At 69.3% G+C, this 19,255-nt stretch carries 16 protein-coding genes; 7 read left to right on the plus strand and 9 right to left on the minus strand.

Annotated elements, in window-relative coordinates:
* The 4 genes from ACFPQ9_RS24200 to ACFPQ9_RS24215 form a co-directional block, all read right to left on the minus strand.
* On the minus strand, positions 1–981 hold the full coding sequence (locus ACFPQ9_RS24200) for an SCO2522 family protein (RefSeq protein ID WP_380856898.1): 981 nt from the start codon (positions 979–981) through the stop codon (positions 1–3).
* On the minus strand, positions 978–1,895 hold the full coding sequence (locus ACFPQ9_RS24205; protein ID WP_380856901.1) for an SCO2523 family variant P-loop protein: 918 nt from the start codon (positions 1,893–1,895) through the stop codon (positions 978–980). Before ACFPQ9_RS24205 ends, ACFPQ9_RS24200 begins: the two co-directional genes overlap by 4 nt.
* A gap of 3 nt (positions 1,896–1,898) precedes the next feature.
* Positions 1,899–3,749 carry an SCO2524 family protein gene (locus ACFPQ9_RS24210; RefSeq protein ID WP_380856904.1) on the minus strand — a complete coding sequence of 617 codons (1,851 nt, stop codon included), beginning with the start codon at positions 3,747–3,749 and terminating at the stop codon, positions 1,899–1,901.
* Between the two features lie 85 nt (positions 3,750–3,834).
* Entirely contained in the window at positions 3,835–4,593 is a 759-nt protein-coding gene (locus ACFPQ9_RS24215; RefSeq protein WP_380858632.1) for an SCO2525 family SAM-dependent methyltransferase, read from the minus strand.
* A gap of 236 nt (positions 4,594–4,829) precedes the next feature.
* Between ACFPQ9_RS24215 and ACFPQ9_RS24220 the strand changes: the two genes are divergently transcribed.
* Both ACFPQ9_RS24220 and ACFPQ9_RS24225 read left to right on the plus strand, forming a co-directional pair.
* Positions 4,830–5,363, plus strand: a complete 534-nt coding sequence (locus tag ACFPQ9_RS24220; RefSeq protein WP_380856907.1) for a GNAT family N-acetyltransferase — start codon at positions 4,830–4,832, stop codon at positions 5,361–5,363.
* A gap of 82 nt (positions 5,364–5,445) precedes the next feature.
* The gene (locus ACFPQ9_RS24225; RefSeq protein WP_380856910.1) at positions 5,446–6,927 is read left to right on the plus strand and encodes an alpha/beta hydrolase; all 1,482 of its coding nucleotides are present in this window, start codon (positions 5,446–5,448) and stop codon (positions 6,925–6,927) included.
* 80 nt (positions 6,928–7,007) lie between these two features.
* Here ACFPQ9_RS24225 and ACFPQ9_RS24230 read toward each other — a convergent pair whose 3' ends face one another.
* Positions 7,008–8,126, minus strand: a complete 1,119-nt coding sequence (locus ACFPQ9_RS24230; protein WP_380856913.1) for an abortive phage infection protein — start codon at positions 8,124–8,126, stop codon at positions 7,008–7,010.
* Positions 8,127–8,245: 119 nt separating this feature from the next.
* On the opposite strand from ACFPQ9_RS24230, the gene bla reads away from it, so the two are divergent.
* On the plus strand, positions 8,246–9,127 hold the full coding sequence (gene bla / locus ACFPQ9_RS24235; protein WP_380858635.1) for a class A beta-lactamase: 882 nt from the start codon (positions 8,246–8,248) through the stop codon (positions 9,125–9,127).
* 24 nt (positions 9,128–9,151) lie between these two features.
* Here bla and ACFPQ9_RS24240 read toward each other — a convergent pair whose 3' ends face one another.
* From ACFPQ9_RS24240 to ACFPQ9_RS24255, 4 genes are all read right to left on the minus strand, one after another.
* Entirely contained in the window at positions 9,152–9,496 is a 345-nt protein-coding gene (locus tag ACFPQ9_RS24240) for a helix-turn-helix transcriptional regulator (RefSeq protein ID WP_380858638.1), read from the minus strand.
* A 192-nt stretch (positions 9,497–9,688) separates the two neighbouring features.
* Positions 9,689–12,052 carry an ATP-binding cassette domain-containing protein gene (locus ACFPQ9_RS24245; protein ID WP_380856916.1) on the minus strand — a complete coding sequence of 788 codons (2,364 nt, stop codon included), beginning with the start codon at positions 12,050–12,052 and terminating at the stop codon, positions 9,689–9,691.
* Positions 12,053–12,056: 4 nt separating this feature from the next.
* Positions 12,057–12,467, minus strand: coding sequence for a VOC family protein (locus ACFPQ9_RS24250; RefSeq protein WP_380856919.1), 411 nt, complete (start codon positions 12,465–12,467; stop codon positions 12,057–12,059).
* Between the two features lie 141 nt (positions 12,468–12,608).
* Positions 12,609–13,322 (minus strand): FadR/GntR family transcriptional regulator, encoded by a 714-nt coding sequence (locus ACFPQ9_RS24255; protein ID WP_380856922.1) that lies wholly within the window; start codon positions 13,320–13,322, stop codon positions 12,609–12,611.
* A 237-nt stretch (positions 13,323–13,559) separates the two neighbouring features.
* Between ACFPQ9_RS24255 and ACFPQ9_RS24260 the strand changes: the two genes are divergently transcribed.
* The 4 genes from ACFPQ9_RS24260 to ACFPQ9_RS24275 are packed head-to-tail and all read left to right on the plus strand — an operon-like array spanning position 13,560 to position 19,255.
* Positions 13,560–15,188, plus strand: a complete 1,629-nt coding sequence (locus tag ACFPQ9_RS24260) for an ABC transporter substrate-binding protein (RefSeq protein WP_380856924.1) — start codon at positions 13,560–13,562, stop codon at positions 15,186–15,188.
* Between the two features lie 10 nt (positions 15,189–15,198).
* Positions 15,199–16,158 carry an ABC transporter permease gene (locus tag ACFPQ9_RS24265; protein WP_380856926.1) on the plus strand — a complete coding sequence of 320 codons (960 nt, stop codon included), beginning with the start codon at positions 15,199–15,201 and terminating at the stop codon, positions 16,156–16,158.
* Complete coding sequence (locus ACFPQ9_RS24270; RefSeq protein WP_380856928.1) at positions 16,155–18,143, plus strand: dipeptide/oligopeptide/nickel ABC transporter permease/ATP-binding protein; 1,989 nt, start codon at positions 16,155–16,157, stop codon at positions 18,141–18,143. Before ACFPQ9_RS24265 ends, ACFPQ9_RS24270 begins: the two co-directional genes overlap by 4 nt.
* Positions 18,140–19,255, plus strand: a complete 1,116-nt coding sequence (locus tag ACFPQ9_RS24275; RefSeq protein ID WP_380856930.1) for an oligopeptide/dipeptide ABC transporter ATP-binding protein — start codon at positions 18,140–18,142, stop codon at positions 19,253–19,255. Before ACFPQ9_RS24270 ends, ACFPQ9_RS24275 begins: the two co-directional genes overlap by 4 nt.

The raw sequence follows: 19,255 nt of genomic DNA on the forward strand, positions 1-19,255 counted from the left end.
TCAGGTCCCCTCGGCCTCGGAGGAGTCGCCGGGCTCCTCGTAGTAGACGTAGGTGGCGCGCTGTGCGACCGCCGCGGGTACCGGCATCCCCTCGCCTGCGGACCGCTCGGCGACCTGCTGGAGCGCTCCGGCGTCGACGTCTATCTGGTCCAGGATGAGCCGTACGGCGTCCTCGACGGCGAGGAAGCGGTTCGGCATCAGGCTGCAGGTGCGGTACGCGCTGAAGGCGGCCTTGGTGTCGGTGAGCCTGAGCAGTGGTGCCAGCCGGTCCCAGTCCTGCGGGAACTCGCCGCCCTCCCACTGGGTGGGCACCAGCACGGGCTCGCCGAGGTGACGTAAGAGGCCGAGCCTGGCGAGTTGCCATACGGCGGCCAGGAACGGGCAGGACCACAGCCGCTGTCCGTCCTTCTCGGACCACAGCTCGACGTCCATGAAGATGGAGTGGTTGCGGGCCGCGGTCTCCTGGGGTGCCGCCCAGCCCTTGACCTCGCCCAGGGCGCTGCGGGACGTCGAGGGCGTGCGCTGGCCGTTGGCGAGCCAGCCGGAGTGGCTGACGGACGGCCGGGCGCCGTAGCTGCCCGGCGGCGGGGACTCCACCAGGCGGTGCATGACGGACTCCGCGATCTCGACACGTTCCGCGACCGCGCACGCCGACTCGCGGGCCAGGTAGTCGATGACCAGGCCCGCCTTCTCGGCCTCCTTGAGCACCATCGGGATCAGCTCGGCCGGGGTGGAGAAGCGGGTGAAGTAGTCGTCGATGAGGAAGCAGGTGCTGATCCGGGGCCGCTTGCTGCGGCGGGCCGCCGAGGCGCGCACGGCGTCCACCCAGATCCGCACCTCGGCGAAGTGCTCGGCCAGCCGCTCGGGGCCCGCCTCGAAGTCCTCCATGTAGAGGTGGCCCAGCTCCAGCGAGAGGTGGGCCAGCGGGACGGACTGGGTGCGCCGCTCCGCGGTGGTCTCCTGGAACACGGCCTCACTCACGCCTGCTCCCAGTACTTGTCGTCGGTCAGCCGCCCGGCGAGCTGGCTGAGCGCCTGCCAGGTCTCCTGGTTGGCGATCTGGCTGTCGAGGACGTCCTCGTCGGTGATGAGCTGCTCACGCCACTGGAGGACGGGTTCGAGCGGGACCGAGCCGAGGACCTGGCTGTAGCCGATGCCGTGCGTGGAGGCGAGCTGCTTGAGGTCGCCGTCGGTCTTGCGCATCCACGCCGACTGGGTGGGCGAGACCTGCGACCACAGCGGTGACTCGGGGTCGGGTACGGCGGCCCGCACGAAGCGGATCGAGTTGCGCAGCGCGTCCTCGCCGTGGCCGCGCTCGACCCCGCCGGCGACGATGCCGCGCTTGCCGAACACCAGGCTCGCGGCGGCGCCCACATGCTGGCGGGTCCAGCGGTGGAAGACCAGCCAGCGGGCCGTGACCTCGCTCATCTCGGCCTGGGCGGTGGCCTCAAGGACCATGTCGACGGCGTAGGAGCGGCCGGCGCTGAGGTCGACGATCACCAGGTCGAACTCGTAGTACAGCGTCATCAGCAGGTCGACGCAGCGGCGCAGGTTGTCGTCGCTGGTGGCGAACTCGCCGCCGCTGACGTCACCCGGCATCAGCACCAGACGTCCGCTGCCCGGGGGCGGGAACCGCAGCACCTGGTGCTCCGTCTCGGCCCATACGTCGATCCGGGCCGGTTCGCTGACCTCTCCTATGAGGTAGGCGTGCAGTCCGCGGTCCTCGGTGGCCTGGCGGGCGTCGCCCACGTCGAAGACGGCCGCCGCGGTGGGCGAGCCGAAGTCGAAGTCCAGGTAGCAGACGTCGTCCCCGGCCATCGCGCGGTGGTAGGCGAGGTTGGCGCTCGTGACGGAGCGGCCCGTGCCTCCTTTGTCGGAGGCCGCGAAGATCAGCACGGTTCACACTCCCCGGTCCGCGGCTTCGCGGGCACGGGCGAGCGAGTCGAGCTGTCCCAGCACGTCGAGCGTCAACGCGTAGGCGGTACCCGGCTGTTCGTCCACGAGGCTGCGGGCGCGGCGCAGTTTGACCTCGATGTTCCTGAGCTGCATACCGTGCCGGCCGGCGTCCGAGGGCGCGGGTTCCATCTGTTCGTTGCCCAGCAGGTGCGCGGACTCACTGAGCAACGCCCTTGCCAGATCGGTCAGTTCGAGGCTGCGGATCGGGGGCTGCCGGTACATGGCGTGGGCCTGCACCATCACCTCGGTGACACGCTCGGTGATGCTCCAGGACACCGGTACACGCCGTTTGTGGATCTCCGCGTCGGGATAGGCGGCGTGCACGTTGTCCCACAGGCCGACGCCCTCGCCGTCCCGGATCCGGCGGCGCCACATGTGGTCGAAGATGTCCTCGGAGAGCCGCAGCAGCCGGTCGTGCGAGCCGAGGTTGCGCGACAGCGTGCACAGCTGGACGGTCCGCTTCAGCAGCTGGGCCGAGAAGTCGGTCATGGCCCAGGTCATGGGCGGTCCGAGCCGCTCGCTGCCCTGCAACGGCAGGGCGACGCCGACGTTGTGCAGCTGGTGGACCATGGGGTCGTCGCGGGTCATACGGCTGGTGATGCGGCCGCGCTCGGCGAGGCGCTCCATGATGCCGACGGTGCGGGTGAGGTCGTCGTCGGTGGCCCGGCGGCGCATCAGGTCGTGCACGAGGATGGCGGCGACGGAGAGCGAGAAGTACTCGGACTCCAGCTTCTGTCCCGTCGTACGCCAGGGGATGTCCTCCAGGGGCCAGCGGTCCTCGTCGAAGCGGGCGATGCGGGACCAGTACTGCTGGGTGAGCTCCCACCGCAGCCGGAGCGCCTCGGCGAGCCGCTGCTGTTCGGTGTTGAGCAGACCGAGGGTGAGGGTACGGTCGGAGAAGAGGTCCTGGATACCGTCGAGGGCGACCACGGTGAAGTACAGGTACGGCACCGGGTTGGCGACGCCCTCGGGCTGCGGGCCGACGGGTTCGGTGGTCTCGACCTCGGGCGCGTCCTTGACCATGGTCCAGGCCCAGCCGCACTCGAAGAGCTGGTTCTCGTCCTTGAGGCCTTCCTGGACGTCGATACCGAGGTAGACGCTCTCGACGATCGCCGCGCGTAACGCGCGGAAGCGGCTCTGGTACTTGTTCAGCACCTGGCGCTGCGACAGCCGCCCCTGGCCGAGGAGTTCGGTGAGGGTGCGGCCCTGCGAGGAGTCGGTGTCGAAGACGTTGACGACGAAGGAGCGCAGCAGGCTCACCATGGCGGCGGTCAGCCGGTTGCTGGTGGCCTGGCGCAGTTCGGCGATCGTGTCCCGGACGTCGCTGCGCCGGGTTCTGGTCTCGTAGATCTTGAGGAAGCCGAGGGTCGCCAGGCACAGGGTGATCGACATGGAGTAGGAGTCGACGACGCCCAACTGGCGTTGTTCCTCGGTGACTTCCTTCTTCTTGTCCGCCGAGCCGAAGTAGTAGCCGCCGGCGAAGGTGGGCCGCTTGTCGTCACCGGTGTGGGTGCGCATGAAGTCGGCGGCGGCCGTCACGAGGTTGGCCGGGATGTCCAGTCGCCCACCGGCCTTCTTCAGGACCTGCTGGACGTCCTCCTGGGTGGTGTCGGGGTCGTCGAGCCGGAACGCGGGGATCTCGGTTGCCGGGTACAGCAGGCAGAGCAGCCGCTCGGCGTCGGCCACACTGCTCTCTCCGCCCCATTCGCCCCATTCCCACTCTCCCCCGTCGAAAGAGTGGCGAGCGATTCCCTGCCAGATGTCCAGCAGATGCTGGCGTGGCTTGATCTGCATCCCATGCCCCTCACACAGGCCGCACTACCCTCAGTCGAGGAATATCCCTCTTCTGTTGTGAAGCTTCACTGCGAAAATTCACTGATCAGTCGATCGGAATGACCGGAATGATCGAGTCCGAATTGCTGCGCCACCCGTAGGCGACGATCATTCCGGAATAACCGTCACGCACTTCGGCCGCGGATTCGAGCCGTTGCACCTTGAAGTCACCCGCGAATGTCTCAAGACTCGCGCGCACCTCGGATTCTCCCACGTCACAGGCCGGGAAGAAATGCTCACCCGCGTGATAGCCCTTGGAATGTTCCATGAAGGCCGCCGCGAAGGGCGCGCCCGGGGCCAGGGCCCGCATGAAACGCTCGACGCCGAGCCGGAACTCCTGCTGGGACGTGGTCATGGACTCGGCGACGAAGAACATGGTCCCCATGGACCACCGCCCCTCGTACCGCGCGAGGTCGAACAGGTCGCCCTGCTCGACCGAGACGACCTTGCGGAACCGTTCACGCGGGTCCACACCAAGGGAGTTGTACGCCTCGTGCCGGCACAGGGCGCTCCAGAACTGGTCCCAGTTGCGGTCGTAGGACTCGGTCTGGCTCCTGAGGTAGGCGACGTTCGCGGACGAGCGCTCGAAGAGCGTGATCTCGTCGCACCACGGCATCATGGAGAGCGCGGGATAGAGATTGGCGCCGGCACCCACATCGATACCGGACACGGGGCCGCTGCCCTGCTTCCGGAAATGATCGCCGAAATGATCCCGCAGCATGTGCAGGATCTCCGCGTCCTCCGCCTGTAAGTCGCGGTAGTTGTGATCAACGTAGGCGATCGGGTCGAATGCCGCCCAGCGCACCTCAGCGTTCTTCAACTGGACGCCCCCCGACGATCTCTGGGTCATTCACTCACGGTACCAAAGGAAGGCGCACTGGGAGCGCGTCGAGGCAAAGCCATCTCGCACTCCCGCCGCACTCTTGAACCGCTGGATTGCCCTGCTCAAGATGGGCGGATCTCCAACTGAGCAGCTGAAACGGCGGGCAACGGGCGCTCACCCACACGAGTGAGACCATTCCATCACATAGGGGGCAGTTGATGGCTGTACCGGAGGAACGTTTCCCTCTTCTGGGTCGCGGCGCCCATCAGGCATTTCTCGCCGACAGCAGCGATCGGCCACTGACGATGAGGGGCGTCACCGATACGGACCTGCCCGAGCTCCTCCGGGTGGACCGGGAGGTCTTCCCCGACGACCCGTACCCGTACTTCGTGCTGCGCCAGCACATCGACGTGCACGGCGACCGGATCCTGGTCCTCGACGACGGGGAGTGCCTGCACGGCTATGTCCTCTTCGTGACCACCTCGGACGGCTATGTGTGCTGGGTGCTGAGCCTGGCCGTCAGCGCCGATCAGCGCGGCCGCGGCCTGGGCAAACGGCTGATGCTCGAGGTGCTGCGGCAGCTGCGCAGGGAGCGGGTGCGCGAGGTCCGGCTGACCGTCGAGCCGACCAACGCGGCGGCGATCACGCTGTACCGCACCCTGGGGTTCGACACCGACGGAGGTATGCACCGGGATTATCTGGGTCCCGGGGAGGACCGGCTCATCATGGTGCTGGGGTTGGGTTCCGCGTAGGGCGGGCCGGGGGTAATCCCCCGGGGAGATCGGGGAGTTGGCCGTATGTGACGCTCCGTCACGATCCGTCAGGCTGCTGTGCATGAAGCAGATCACGAAGAGTGCCACCCTGATCGCCGCCACCTCCGGAGTCGTCTTCGGACTCGTCACCCCGCTCACCGCGTCCGCCACCGGCACGCCCGCGCCGCTGAAGTGGACCGAGTGCGAGGGTGCCGGACTCGACCCGCGCCAGCAGTGCGCGACCGTGTCCGTGCCGATGGACTACGCCGACCCCGGCGGCCCGAAGATCGACATCGCCGTCTCCCGTATCCGCAGCGAGAACCCGTCCGCCCGCCGGGGCGTCCTGCTGATGATCCCCGGCGGGCCGGGCGGGGACAGCCTGGCCCACCCTTCCGACAAGGGAAAGCTGATGCCGCGCGAGGTGCGGGAGGCCTACGACCTGGTCGGGTTCGCGCCGCGGGGCAACGCCCCGTCGACCGCGGTGAGTTGTGAGGTCGAGCACCGGGACCTCGCGCTCACGGCGCTGCGCCCCTGGCCGGCCCCGAACGGGTCCGTCGCCGAGAACATGGCCACCGCCCGGCGCATCTCGGACGCCTGCGCCCGCAACGGCGGTGAGCTGATGAAGCACATCAGTACCAAGAACAACGCCCGCGACATCGACAGCATCCGAGCCGCCCTCGGCGAGCGCAGGCTGTCCGCCTGGGGCGTCTCGTACGGCACGTATATCGGCGCCGCCTACACCGAGCTGTTCCCGCGGCGCACCGACCGGATCGTGCTGGACAGCAGCGACAACCCCGACCCCGTGCAGGCGGAGCGCGCATGGCTGAAGGCGTTCGATGTGGGCGTCGAGGACAACTTCCCCGAGTTCGCCAAGTGGGCGTCCCGGCCCGGCAATCCGGACCGGGTCGCGGACACGCCGGGTGAGGTGCGGGCGCGTTTCCTGGCGCTCGCGGACCGACTGGACCGTGAGCCGATGCCGTGGCCTGGCGCCAATCCGGCGGAGCTGAACGGCAACGTGCTGCGCCAGGCCATGCTGAACAGCCTCTACGACCCCGACGACTATCCGGGGCTCGCGAAGCTGATGCTGGCCGCGCGGCAGGGGACGCTGCCGCCGGCGCCGCCGAGCCCGCCGGAGGAGGCGCTCCAGAACTACACCGCGGTCGGTGCGGCGACCATCTGCAACGACGCCGCGTGGCCGAGGGCGGCCTCCGTGTACGAGAAGGGCGTGGCCGCGAGCCGGGCGAAGTATCCGCTGACGGCGGGCATGCCGAGGAACGCGATGGTGTGCGTCGCGTGGCCGGGGCGGCCGAAGGAGGCGCCGGTGCGGGTGAGCGATCGGGGGCCGTCGAACGTTCTGATGATCCAGAACGAACGGGATGTGGCTACGCCGCTCAGTGGTGCGGTTCGCTTGCGCGAGGCGTTCGGCAGGAGGGCCGTCATGGTCACCGTGGACTCCACTGGGCATGAGGCCTATCTGGGGAACGGCAATGCGTGTGGGGATGCGGCGGTTTCGCGGTATCTGGTGTCGGGGGTGCGGCCTGAGCGGGATCTGTACTGCGGGTGAGTGTTGTGTGCCGGGTGCGGCGCCGTTGTGGCTGGTCGCGCAGTTCCCCGCGCCCCTGAGGGCGTTGCTGGGCCGCTCGCTCAGCGGCAACCTGCGTATCGATCGGCCAGAGCGTGGAACGCCTCCTTCGGTTCCCAGTGCCACGGGGTTGTGGGGATCGGCTTGGTGATGGCGTAGCTCGCCAGGTCCAGGTCGTAGCGGGGGTTGTCGGGGCGGTGGGGGGCGTCGGGGGTGATGAACTCGAAGGCCATCGCGGCGTAGAGGTTCATCGACTCGAAGACGTCCAGGAGATCCATCAGGTAGGCGGCCTGGGTGCGCTCGCTGCGTACCGGGTCGCCCTTGATCTCGTGGGGCTCCTTCGTGTAGTCGACGATGTTCCAGCCCATGCCGGCCGTCTCGGGGGCGCCGACATAGGCGCAGGTGCCGAACTCGGTGATGGCCAGGGGTTTGCCCCAGCGCAGATGGCGGCGCAGCTCGCGGACGTAGTCGGAGGGGTCGCGGAAATAGGAGTAGTAGTCGATGCCGATGATGTCGAAGAGGCTCCAGTCGACCGGCTCGAACGTCTCGTCCTGGGCGGCGGCGTAGCTGAGGTGGCCGTGGAAGACGGAGCGGCCGACCGCGGCGGCTTTCGCGGTGAAGCGGGCCAGGCGGCGCTGCATCGCCGCCATGTCGACCGTGCCGTTCTGGAGGTTCTCGACCCGGTCCAGGACCGTCTCGCCCGGGATGATCCCCGGCACGAACAGCCAGAACTCGCAGCCCACGCTGAAGTCGACGCTCGCGCCGTGGCGCCGCAGCCGCTCCGCGAACCGGCCGCACTCGGCGATCGAGTCCAGGATCTCCTTCTCCGGGATGTCCCCGAGGGTGGGCTGGAGCCAGATGTGCAGCCCGCGTTCGGCGGCCTCGGCGGCCGTGACGGTGAGGCGGTCGACGCCGTCGCCGGTGACGTCGACGGTGTCGGCGTGCAGCTCGTCGCGGATGACACGGATGTCCCGGCGCATGCGGGCGGCGCTCCACGCGGTGCCGGGCGTCTCACCCGCGCCGACGGTGTAGACGACGCCCCGGTGCTTCAGGCCCCGGTGCCTCTGCTCCCGGGAGGCCGCCGCGGCCTGCCCCGCGGGCAGCGCCACCGCCCCCGCCAGTCCGGCGGCCGCCGCCCCCGCGAGAAATCGTGCCCGGCTGATCCCCTTGGTGTTCTCCATACGTCAACTGTCGCCAGCGGGCGCGGCGTTGGCCGTCCGCCGATGGTCTACGACACGGCAACCAAGGAATGACATTTGGCGTCGATCATTGAAGAGAACGTCGTCATCCGTCAGACGAAATCCGAGCGAAGGAGACCGAGATCCTAGGCCGACGCACCCTGCTCACCGCAGGCACCGCCACCGCCGCCGCACTCCTCACCGGCGCGCCCGCCCACGCCACCACCGACCGCCTGCGCGAACTGGAGCGGCAGCACAGCGCCCGTCTTGGCGTGTTCGCGTACAACGTCCGTACGAGGAAGGCCGTCACCCATCGCGCCGACGAGCTCTTCCCGATCTGCTCGGTGTTCAAGCCCCTGGCCGCCGCGGCCGTCCTGCGTGACCTGGACCGGCACGGCGAGGTGCTCGCCAAGCGGATCCACTACACGGCGGAGGACCTGGTGGCCAACTCCGAGAAGACCAAGCAAAACCTGGCGACCGGCATGACCGTCGGTGAACTCGCCGACGTGGCCATCCGGTTCAGCGACAACACGGCGGGCAACCTGCTGCTTCGCGAGCTCGGCGGCCCCACCGCCGTCACCCGCTTCGCCCGCTCGCTCGGCGACCGGGTGACCCGTCTGGACCGCTGGGAGACCGAGCTCAACTCGGCGGAGCCGTGGCGTGTCACGGACACCACCAGCCCACGCGCGATCGGCCGCACCTACGCCCGGCTGGTCCTCGGCGACGCCCTGAACCACCGCGACCGCGACCTGCTCACGCACTGGCTGCTGAACAACACCACCAGCACCAATCGCTTCCGCGCGGGCCTGCCCTCGACCTGGGCGGTCGCCGACAAGACCGGCGGCGGCTTCTACGGCGCCAACAACGACGTCGGCATCGCCTGGACCGAGGACGGCACCCCGCTCGTCCTGGCGGTCCAGACGACGCTGCCGGAGCAGGACGCCGCCTACGACCACGAGCTGATCGTGGAGACGGCGAAGCTGCTCGCCGAGACCCTCGTCTGAGGCACCGGGCGGGTACTGAAGGGGCTAGCGCCTCGGCCGTGTCACCTGCTTCGACAGACACGACGGGATCCCCTCCGTCGCATCCGCCGCCTCCCGGCGGTACGCACTGGGCGACATCCCGACCAGCTCCGTGAACCGCGTACTGAAGGTGCCCAGCGACGAACAACCGACCTCGAAGCACACCTCGGTGACACTGAGGTCACCCCGGCGCAGCAGCGCCATCGCGCGCTCGATGCGCCGGGTCATCAGGTAGCTGTACGGCGACTCACCGTAGGCGGCCCGGAACTCGCGGCTGAGGTGGCCGGCCGACATGTGCACGCCCCGCGCGAGGGCCTCGACGTCCAGCGGCTGGGCGTACTCCCGGTCCATCCGGTCACGTACGCGGCGCAGCGCGGCGAGGGTGCGCAGGCGCTGTTCCTCGGACGTCGGCTGGGACGTCGACCGGCTGGATCGCACACCCGCATCTTCCCCGGTCGGCTCCCATCTCGTCCACTCCCGCGATCGGCGGGAGCGGGACGAGAGAAGAGCCAGCACCGGTGCGGAATTCACGCACATCGCCGCTCAGCCGCCGACGTAGGCGGCGAGGTGCTCACCGGTGAGGGTGGAGCGCTCGGCGACGAGGTCGGCGGGGGTGCCCTGGAAGACGATCCGGCCGCCGTCGTGACCGGCGCCGGGTCCGAGGTCGATGATCCAGTCGGCGTGCGCCATCACGGCCTGGTGGTGCTCGATGACGATGACCGACTTGCCGGACTCCACGAGCCGGTCCAGCAGGCCGAGCAGCTGCTCGACGTCGGCCAGGTGCAGACCGGTGGTCGGCTCGTCGAGGACGTACACCCCGCCCTTGTCGGCCATGTGGACGGCCAGCTTCAGCCGCTGCCGCTCACCGCCGGACAGGGTGGTGAGGGGTTGCCCGAGGGTGAGATAGCCGAGCCCCACGTCCGCCATCCGCTCGACGATCCGGTGAGCGGCCGGGATCCGGGCCTCCCCCTCCCGGAAGAACTCCTCCGCCTCGGTCACCGACATCGCGAGCACCTCGCTGATGTCCCGCCCGCCGAAGTGGTACTCCAGCACCGACGCGTCGAACCGCTTGCCCTCGCAGTCCTCGCACGTCGTGGCGACGCTCTGCATGATCGCCAGGTCGGTGTAGATGACCCCGGCGCCGTTGCAGGTGGGGCAGGCGCCCTCGGAGTTGGCGCTGAACAGGGCGGGCTTGACGCCGTTGGCCTTGGCGAACGCCTTGCGGATCGGCTCCAGCAGTCCGGTGTACGTCGCCGGGTTGCTGCGCCGCGAGCCGCGGATCGGGGTCTGATCGACGGAGACCACACCCTCGGGGGCCGGGATCGAGCCGTGCACGAGCGAGCTCTTGCCGGAGCCGGCGACGCCGGTGACGACACAGAGCACGCCGAGCGGGATGTCGACGTCGACGTCCTGGAGGTTGTTGGCGGTGGCACCGCGGATCGCCAGCTTGCCGGTGGGCGTGCGCACCGACTCCTTGAGCTTGGCCCGGTCGTCGAGATGGCGGCCGGTGACGGTGTCGGAGGCGCGCAGCCCGTCGAGGGTGCCCTCGTAGCAGACGGTGCCGCCGGCCGTCCCGGCGCCGGGACCGAGGTCGACCACATGGTCGGCGATGGCGATGGTCTCCGGCTTGTGCTCGACCACGAGCACCGTGTTGCCCTTGTCGCGCAGCCGCAGCAGCAGGTAGTTCATCCTCTGGATGTCGTGCGGGTGCAGACCGATGGTGGGCTCGTCGAAGACGTAGGTGACGTCGGTGAGCGAGGAGCCTAGGTGGCGGATCATCTTGGTGCGCTGCGCCTCACCGCCGGACAGCGTGCCCGAGGCCCGGTCGAGGGAGAGATAGCCGAGGCCGATCTCCACGAACGAGTCGAGGCTGTGCTGGAGCTTGGCGAGCAGCGGCGCCACCGACGGCGCCTTCAGTGCGCGCACCCATTCGGCCAGGTCACGGATCTCCATCGCGCAGGCGTCGGCGATGTTGACCTTGCCGATCTTCGAGGAGCGGGCCGGCTCGCTGAGCCGGGTGCCACCGCAGTCGGGACACTCGGCGAAGGTGACCGCCCGGTCCACGAAGGCCCGGATGTGCGGCTGCATCGACTCGCGGTCCTTGGACAGGAAGGTCTTCTGGAGTTTGGGGATCAGGCCCTCGTAGGTCAGGTTGACCCCGTTGATCTTGACCTTGGTCGGTTCGCGGTACAGGAAGTCGTGCCGCTCCTTCTTGGTGTACTTCGCGATCGGCTTCTCCTTGTCGAAGAAGCCCGACTCGGCGATGACCCGCACGACCCACCCGTCTCCCGTGTAGGTGGGGATGGTGAACGGGTCCTCGGAGAGCGATTTGGAGTCGTCGTAGAGCTGGGTGAGGTCGATGTCGGAGACCCGGCCCCGGCCCTCGCAGTGCGTGCACATGCCACCGGTGCGGCTGAAGCTGACCTTCTCGGTCTTGGTCTTGTCGGCACCCCGGTCGACGGTGAAACCGCCCTGCGCCGAGACCGAGGCGACGTTGAAGGAGTACGCGGCGGGCGGGCCGATGTGCGGCTTGCCGAGCCGGCTGAAGAGGATGCGCAGCATCGCGTTGGCGTCGGTGGCGGTGCCGACGGTGGAGCGCGGGTCGGAGCCCATGCGCTGCTGGTCGACGGTGATGGCGGTGGTCAGGCCGTCCAGGACGTCGACCTCGGGCCGCGCGAGGTTCGGCATGAACCCTTGCAGGAACGCGCTGTAGGTCTCGTTGATCAGCCGCTGCGACTCGGCGGCGATCGTGTCGAACACCAGCGAGCTCTTGCCCGAGCCCGAGACCCCGGTGAACACCGTCAGCCGGCGCTTGGGGATCTCGATGCTGACGTCCTTGAGGTTGTTCTCCCGCGCGCCGTGCACGCGGATCAGTTCGTGACTGTCGGCGATGTGCGGCTCGGTCATCGGCTCAGCCACGCTCCTGGATACGGACCAGGTTGCCCGCGGGGTCGCGGAAGGCGCAGTCGCGGATGCCGTACGGCTGGTCGGTGGGCTCCTGGACGACCTCGGCGCCGCTCGCCTGCACCTTCTCGAAGGTGTCGTCGACGTTCCCGGTGGCCAGCAGGATCCAGCCGTAGGTGCCCTTGGCCATCATCTCGGCGATGACGCGGCGCTCGTCGTCGGTGACGCCGGGGTCCGCGGCGGGGGGTGCGAGCAGGATGGACGTACCGGGCTGGTCGGCGGGGCCGACCGTGATCCAGCGCATCTTGCCCTGGCCGACGTCGGTGCGCACCTCGAAGCCGAGGGCGTCGCGGTAGAAGGTCAGGGAGGCGTCGGGGTCGTCGTGCGGAAGAAAACTGGCGTGAATGCTGATGTCCATGTCCGTCACGCTAGCCGTGGCCCGGTGGCGGCGCTTCTCGATTCCTGACCCCCTTTTCCTCGCCCCCGCCGCCCCTACCCGTCCCATCCTTCCGGGGCTCCGCCCCGGACCCCGCTCCTCAAACGCCGGAGGGGCCGAGTTTCAGCCCGCGATGCCCCGGAAATGGACCGTCATCGCCCGCTGCGCCCCCTCCACGTCACCGGCACGCAAGGCCGTCACGATGTCGCGGTGCCGGCGGGCGGTGACCTCGGGCGAGGGGTCGTCGGGGCGGCCGCGGGCGCCGTTCACCCGGCGGAAGACCGTCCAGAACGCGGCGAGCAGCTGCGGCACCAGGTCATTGCCGAGCGAGGCGTACAGCAGCTCGTGGAACTCGCGGTCCAGCTCCGGAAAGGGCCGCCCGGACCGCCCCGCCGCCTCCATCCGGGACACGACCGCTTCCAGCCGGTCCAGCTCGTCCTCGCCGACCGTCGCCGCCACCCGCCGGATCAGCCCCTCCTCCAGCACCTCGCGCACCTGGAGGATCTCCGCGAGCGCGCCCGAGTCGTCGTGGTCGTACCGGGCCAGCGTGCGAAACGTCAGTCCGTCGATCAGCGGAGTCAGCGAGGCCTGGCCGACGTAGGTCCCGTAGCCGTGCCGGATCTCCACGATGTCGAGGGCCTGCAACGCCTTCAGCGCTTCGCGCACGGAGTTGCGGCTGACGCCGAGGTCCTCCATGAGCTCGGCCTCGGTGGGCAGGAGAGCGCCGGCCCGGAGCCTGCGGTCGATGATCAACTGCATGACCTGGCGCTGGATCCGGTTGTTCCTGGACTCCTCGGACGTACGACTGTTCCTGGGCTGCCCGGGCATGCGGCGCATCGTACGCGCACCCGGACGTCCCACGTCCCATGTCTGTCGTAAACGCCCCTGACGGGGGGTCAACTCGCGCCATTTCACAGCGCCATTGGTCCGACCTGTGGCAGATGCGCCATTCGTGTGAGATCCCTTGACCGCCCCCATCGCCCCACCTATGGTCGCGCTGACCGTCAGGACGTAGGACGTCGTATCTCCTCAGACCTTCCGAGATCCTTCCGAGCTCTCTCCGCTGGAGGAACCGTGCGCGACGTGACCCACGACGTGCCGGCGCTGCACCGCCGGTCGTTCCTGAAGTACTCCGGCGCGCTGGGCGCGGCCGCCGCCGTCTCCGCGTCGCTGTCGGCCTGCTCGTCGGGGCCTCAGTCCACGAACGAGACCGGCGGGGGCGGTGGCCAGAACCGGACCCTCACTGCGGTGATCGGCTACGGCAACGACGGCAGCTGGGATCCCACCCAGACGGCGTCGGCCTTCTGCATGGCCGCCAACAACCACATCTACGAGGGCCTCCTCGACACCGACCCGATCTCCCGCGAACCGTACGCCGCACTCGCCACCCAGGTGCCGGCCGACCCGAACGCCACGTCGTGGAAGTTCACCCTGCGCGCCGGCGCCACGTTCCACGACGGCAAGCCGGTCACCGCCGACGACGTGGTCTTCGTCTTCGACCGGATCCTCGACCCGAAGACCCAGACCCTCGCCAAGGGCTTCTTCGTGAGCTGGCTGAAGGAAGTGCGCAAGATCGACGCGCAGAACGTCGAGCTGGTGCTCAAGTTCCCCTTCCCGGACGGGCTCGCCCGGCTCACCCTCGCCAAGATCATGCCGAAGCACGTGTTCTCCCGGCCGGGCGGCTGGGACGAGGCCATCAAGGGCAAGGCGATCGGTTCGGGGCCGTATGTGCAGAGCGCGCACCACCCGAAGTCCAACACCACCTTCGAGGCGTATCCGGACTACAACGGTCCGCGCAAGCCGGCCTTCAAGAAGATGAACTGGCTGACGATCGTGGACGCGGCGCCGCGCGTGGCCCGTATCTCGGGGGCCAGCGCGGGCGCGCAGATCGCCGACAACATCCCGTACGCCAACATCGGGCAGCTGGAGGGGAGCGGGCTGACGGTCGCCGGCGGCGCCGGGATGAACAACCTGTTCCTGATGTTCAACACCAAGCACAAGCCCTTCGACGACGTCCGCGTCCGCCAGGCCCTGCACTACGCCATCGACACCGGCAAGATGATCGAGGTCGCCCTCAAGGGGCACGGGAAGCCGTCGTCGTCCTTCCTCAACGAGTCCAACCCCAGCTTCCGGCCCGCCAAGACGGTCTACGACTACGACCCGGACAAGGCGAAGGCACTGCTGAAGCAGGCCGGGGTCAGCGGGCTGAAGGTCGAGATCCTCGCGGTGAACGTGAGCTGGATCGTGGACTGTCTGCCGACCATCAAGGCGTCCTGGGACGCGATCGGCGTCGAGACGACCCTCTCGCCGCAGGAGACGACGGCCGTCTTCACCAAGATGGACCAGAAGCAGGACTACCAGGTCGTCGCCGCCGCCTCGAACCCCAACCAGTTCGGCCTCGACGCCGATCTGATCATGCATTACAACTACGGGCCCGAGAACCTGTGGATGCAGTACACGCGGTGGGCCGACAACTCCGTCGCCAAGGCGCTGTTCAAGGACATGGACCGGGCGACCCAGGAGTCGGACGCCGAGAAGAAGAAGACGATGGTCCAGGACTACATCGACATCGTCGCCGAGCAGGCCGTCCTCTACCCGGTCGTGCACAACGAGCTGATGACCGCGTGGAACCCGAAGGAGCTCACCGGGATAAGGGCACAGCCGTACCCCGGCATCAACCTCCTCCAGGCCAAGTGGGCCTAGGAGTCACTGAGTGATCACCGTCGTCAGGATCCTGGCCAGGCGCGTTCTGCTGCTCGTGCCGCTGATGCTGGGCATCGTGCTGTTCGTGTTCCTGGTCATGCGGTTCTCGGACGTCGACCCGGCGTCCGCGTTCTTCCAGGGCGCCAACCCGACACCCCAGCAACTGCACGACTTCCGCGAGCAGAACGGCCTGCTGGATCCCCTGCCCGTCCGCTACGTCGCCTTCATCGGTGACCTCGTCCACGGCGACATGGGCACCAGCGCCCTGACCCGGGCGCCGGTCGTCGACCAGGTCATGACCGCGCTGCCGCTGACCATCCAGCTCACCTTCCTCGGCCTCGGCATCGCGGTCGTGCTGTCGCTGGTCGGCGGCGTGACGGCCGCCATCTACCGCGACCGCCTGCCCGACCAGATCATCCGCGTCGTCTCCCTCACCGGGGTCGCCGCCCCCGGCTTCTGGCTGGCGCTGCTGATGATCCAGTACCTCGCCGTCGACCTCGGCTGGTTCCCGACCGGCGGCTACATCAACCCGGCGGACTCCTTCACCGGCTGGCTGAAGACGATGACCCTGCCCGCCCTAGCCCTGTCGCTGCCGGTGGCGGCGCAGCTGACACGGATCGTGCGCACGGCGGTGGTGGAGGAGCTGGACAAGGACTACGTCCGTACGGCGATCGGCAGCGGGCTGCCGCCCCGCGTGGTCGTCGGCCGGAACGTCCTGCGCAACGCGCTCATCAACCCACTCACCGTCCTCGGCCTGCGCGTCGGATATCTCCTCGGGGGCGCTGTGGTCATCGAGACGATCTTCTCCCTGCCGGGCATGGGGAAGCTGATGATCGACGCGGTGAAGAACGGTGACCCGGCCGTGGTCCAGGGCGTCGTCCTCACCACGGCGATCGGCTTCGTCGTCGTCAACCTCGTCATCGACATCCTGTATCTGCTGGTCAACCCGCGGCTGCGGGAGGCGACGTGACGTTCAACCGCAAGCGTCTGGCCGACGCGCTGTCCCGGCCCGGCATCCGTCTGCGCGGCTGGCGCAAGCTGCCGCTGCTGTCGAAGGTGGCCGTCGGCTTCCTGGCCGTCGTCGTCCTGGTGGCGCTGTTCGCGCCGCTGCTCGCCCCGCACGACCCGCTCGACCAGCAACCGCCGGTCGACGGCACCGGGCATCCGTCCGCCGAGCACTGGATGGGCCAGGACAGCCTCGGCCGGGACATCCTGAGCCGGCTGATGTACGGGGCCCGCTGGTCGCTGGCGATCGGGCTCGGCGCGACCCTGCTCGCGCTCGTCGTCGGCGCCCTGATCGGCGCGGTCGCCGCGACCTCCCGCAAGGCGGTCGACGAGACGCTGATGCGCTGTCTCGATGTGGTGATGGCGTTCCCGGGCATCGCGCTGGCCGCCGTGCTCGTCGCGGTCTTCGGCGGCGGCATCACCGTCCTGATCTGCGCGATCGCGTTCCTGTTCACCCCGCCCGTGGCCCGGGTGGTCCGGGCGAACGTCCTCGACCAGTACGGCGAGGACTATGTGACGGCGGAACGGGTCATCGGCGCCCGCACCCCGCACATCGTCCTCAAGCACGTGGCGATCAACTGCGCCGCCCCGGTGCTGGTGTTCTGCACGGTGCAGGTGGCGGAGGCGATCGTCTTCGAGGCGTCGCTGTCGTTCATCGGCGCGGGCGTGCGGCCGCCGGACCCGTCCTGGGGCAGCGTCATCGCGGACGGCAAGAACATGGTGCTCACCGGCGGCTGGTGGGCGACCGTCTTCCCCGGGCTGCTGATGCTGGTGACCGTGCTGTGCCTGAACATCCTCTCCGAGGGCGTGTCGGACGCGTGGGCGGCGCCGTCCGCGCGCGAGGTCGACGTCAAGGAGCAGCACGACCGGCTGGAGGCACCCGAGCCGGGCAGCGGCCAGGTGCTGCAGCTGCCCGGGCTCACGGAGGCGGCGGCCCGGCTGCGGTCCCGGGCCCGGCCGTTGCCCGGGGGACGGCTGCCGGTGCTCGCGGTGGAGAACCTGGCCATCGGCTTCGAGGGCCGGCACGGCGGCGTGGACATCGTCGACGGCATCAGCTTCGAGGTGCAGCCCGGCGAGGTCCTCGGCCTGGTCGGCGAGTCGGGCTGCGGGAAGTCGCTGACCGCGCTCGCGGTGATGGGCCTGGAGCCGAAGGGCGCCCGGGTGCGCGGTCACGTCCGCTTCAACCAGCGGCAGCTGGTGGGCGAGCCGATGCGCGTCCGGCGCAAGCTGCTGGGCCACGAGATGGCGATGATCTACCAGGACGCCCTGTCCTCGCTGAACCCGGCGATGACGATCCGCACCCAGCTCAAGCAGGTCGTACGCCGCGGAGGGCGCCGTAGCCCCCACGAACTGCTCACCCTGGTCGGCCTCGACCCCGAACGCACCCTGCGCAGCTATCCGCACGAGCTCTCCGGCGGCCAGCGCCAGCGGGTCCTGATCGCCATGGCCCTGTCCCGGGACCCGAAGCTGATCGTGGCCGACGAGCCGACGACCGCGCTGGACGTCACCGTGCAGGCGCAGATCATAGAGCTGCTGCTCAGGCTGCGGGAGGAGCTCGGCTTCGCGCTGATCCTGGTCTCGCACGACCTCGCGCTGATCTCGGCCGTCACCGACCGGGTGGTCGTGATGTACGGCGGGCAGATCGTGGAGACCGGCGTGACCGCCGACCTGGTGGAGGCACCGGCGCACCACTACACGCGGGGTCTGCTCGGCAGCGTGCTCTCCCTGGAGTCGGCGCAGGAGCGGATGACGCAGATCAAGGGCGTGGTCCCCTCCCCCGCCGACTTCCCCGCGGGCTGCCGTTTCGCGGACCGCTGCCCGCTGGCGAGCGAGGTGTGCCGTACGACCGCGCCGGCCCTGGTGGGCACACGGACGCACACGGCGGCCTGCCATCACCCGGCGATCCTTCTGGCGCCGACGGACCGCTCGGAGAGCGAGGCGGTGACATGAGCGCGAGCGAGACGAACGCGGATGATGTGAGCACCGGTGACGTGACCGTGGGCGAGGTGACCGCGGGCGAGGTGACCGCGGGCCCGGTCGACCCGGACGCGCTGGTGACGCTGTCCGACGCGCACGTCGTGCACAAGGCGCGCAGCGGCGGGCTGTTCACCCGGGACAAGGTGTACGCCCTGACCGGCGCCGACCTCACCATCGCGCCCGGCGAGACGGTGGGCGTGGTCGGCGAGTCGGGGTGCGGCAAGTCGACGCTGGCGAAGGTGCTGGTGGGGGTGCAGCGGCCGACGTCGGGGACGGTGGCCTTCCGTGGCCGTGACCTGTGGACCATGACGCCGGCCGAGCGCAGGACGACGATCGGCGCCGGCACGGGCATGATCTTCCAGGACCCTTCCACGGCCCTGAACCGCCGGCTGCCGGTCCGGCAGATCCTGCGCGACCCGCTGGACGTGCACGAACGCGGCACCAAGCGCGAGCGTGAGGACCGGGTGCGGGAGCTGATGTCCCTGGTGGGCCTGCCCCGCGCCCTGACCGACGCCCTGCCGGGCCAGCTGTCGGGCGGTCAGCGTCAGCGCGTCGCCATCGCCCGCGCGCTGGCCCTGGATCCCGACCTGGTGGTGGCGGACGAGCCGACGAGCGCCCTGGACGTGTCGGTGCGCGCCCAGATCCTGAACCTCCTCCTGGACCTCAAGGAGCGCCTCGGCCTGGCCCTGGTCTTCGTCTCGCACGACATCCAGACGGTACGGCGGATGAGCGACCGGGTGATCACGATGTACCTGGGCCGGATCGTCGAGGAGGCCCCGGCGGCCGATGTCACCGACGGCTCCCGGCACCCGTACACCCGCGCCCTGTTCTCGGCGACCCCCGGTCTGCTGGACCCGATCGACCCGATCCCGCTGGTCGGTCCGGTCCCCTCGGCGACCCGTCCACCGAGCGGATGTCCCTTCCGGACGCGATGCTGGAAGGCGAACGAGGTATGCGCGGAGGCAATGCCGGACTTCTCGGCCACGTCTCGCCCCGAGCATCGTTACAGGTGTCACCATCCGGTGGAGGAGGGCGAGGCCACCCGCGACCTCGTACGGCAGAGTCACAGTTCCAGGGAGCCCTGA

The sequence above is a fragment of the Streptomyces coerulescens genome (assembly GCF_042657965.1).
GTDB lineage: Bacteria > Actinomycetota > Actinomycetes > Streptomycetales > Streptomycetaceae > Streptomyces > Streptomyces coerulescens.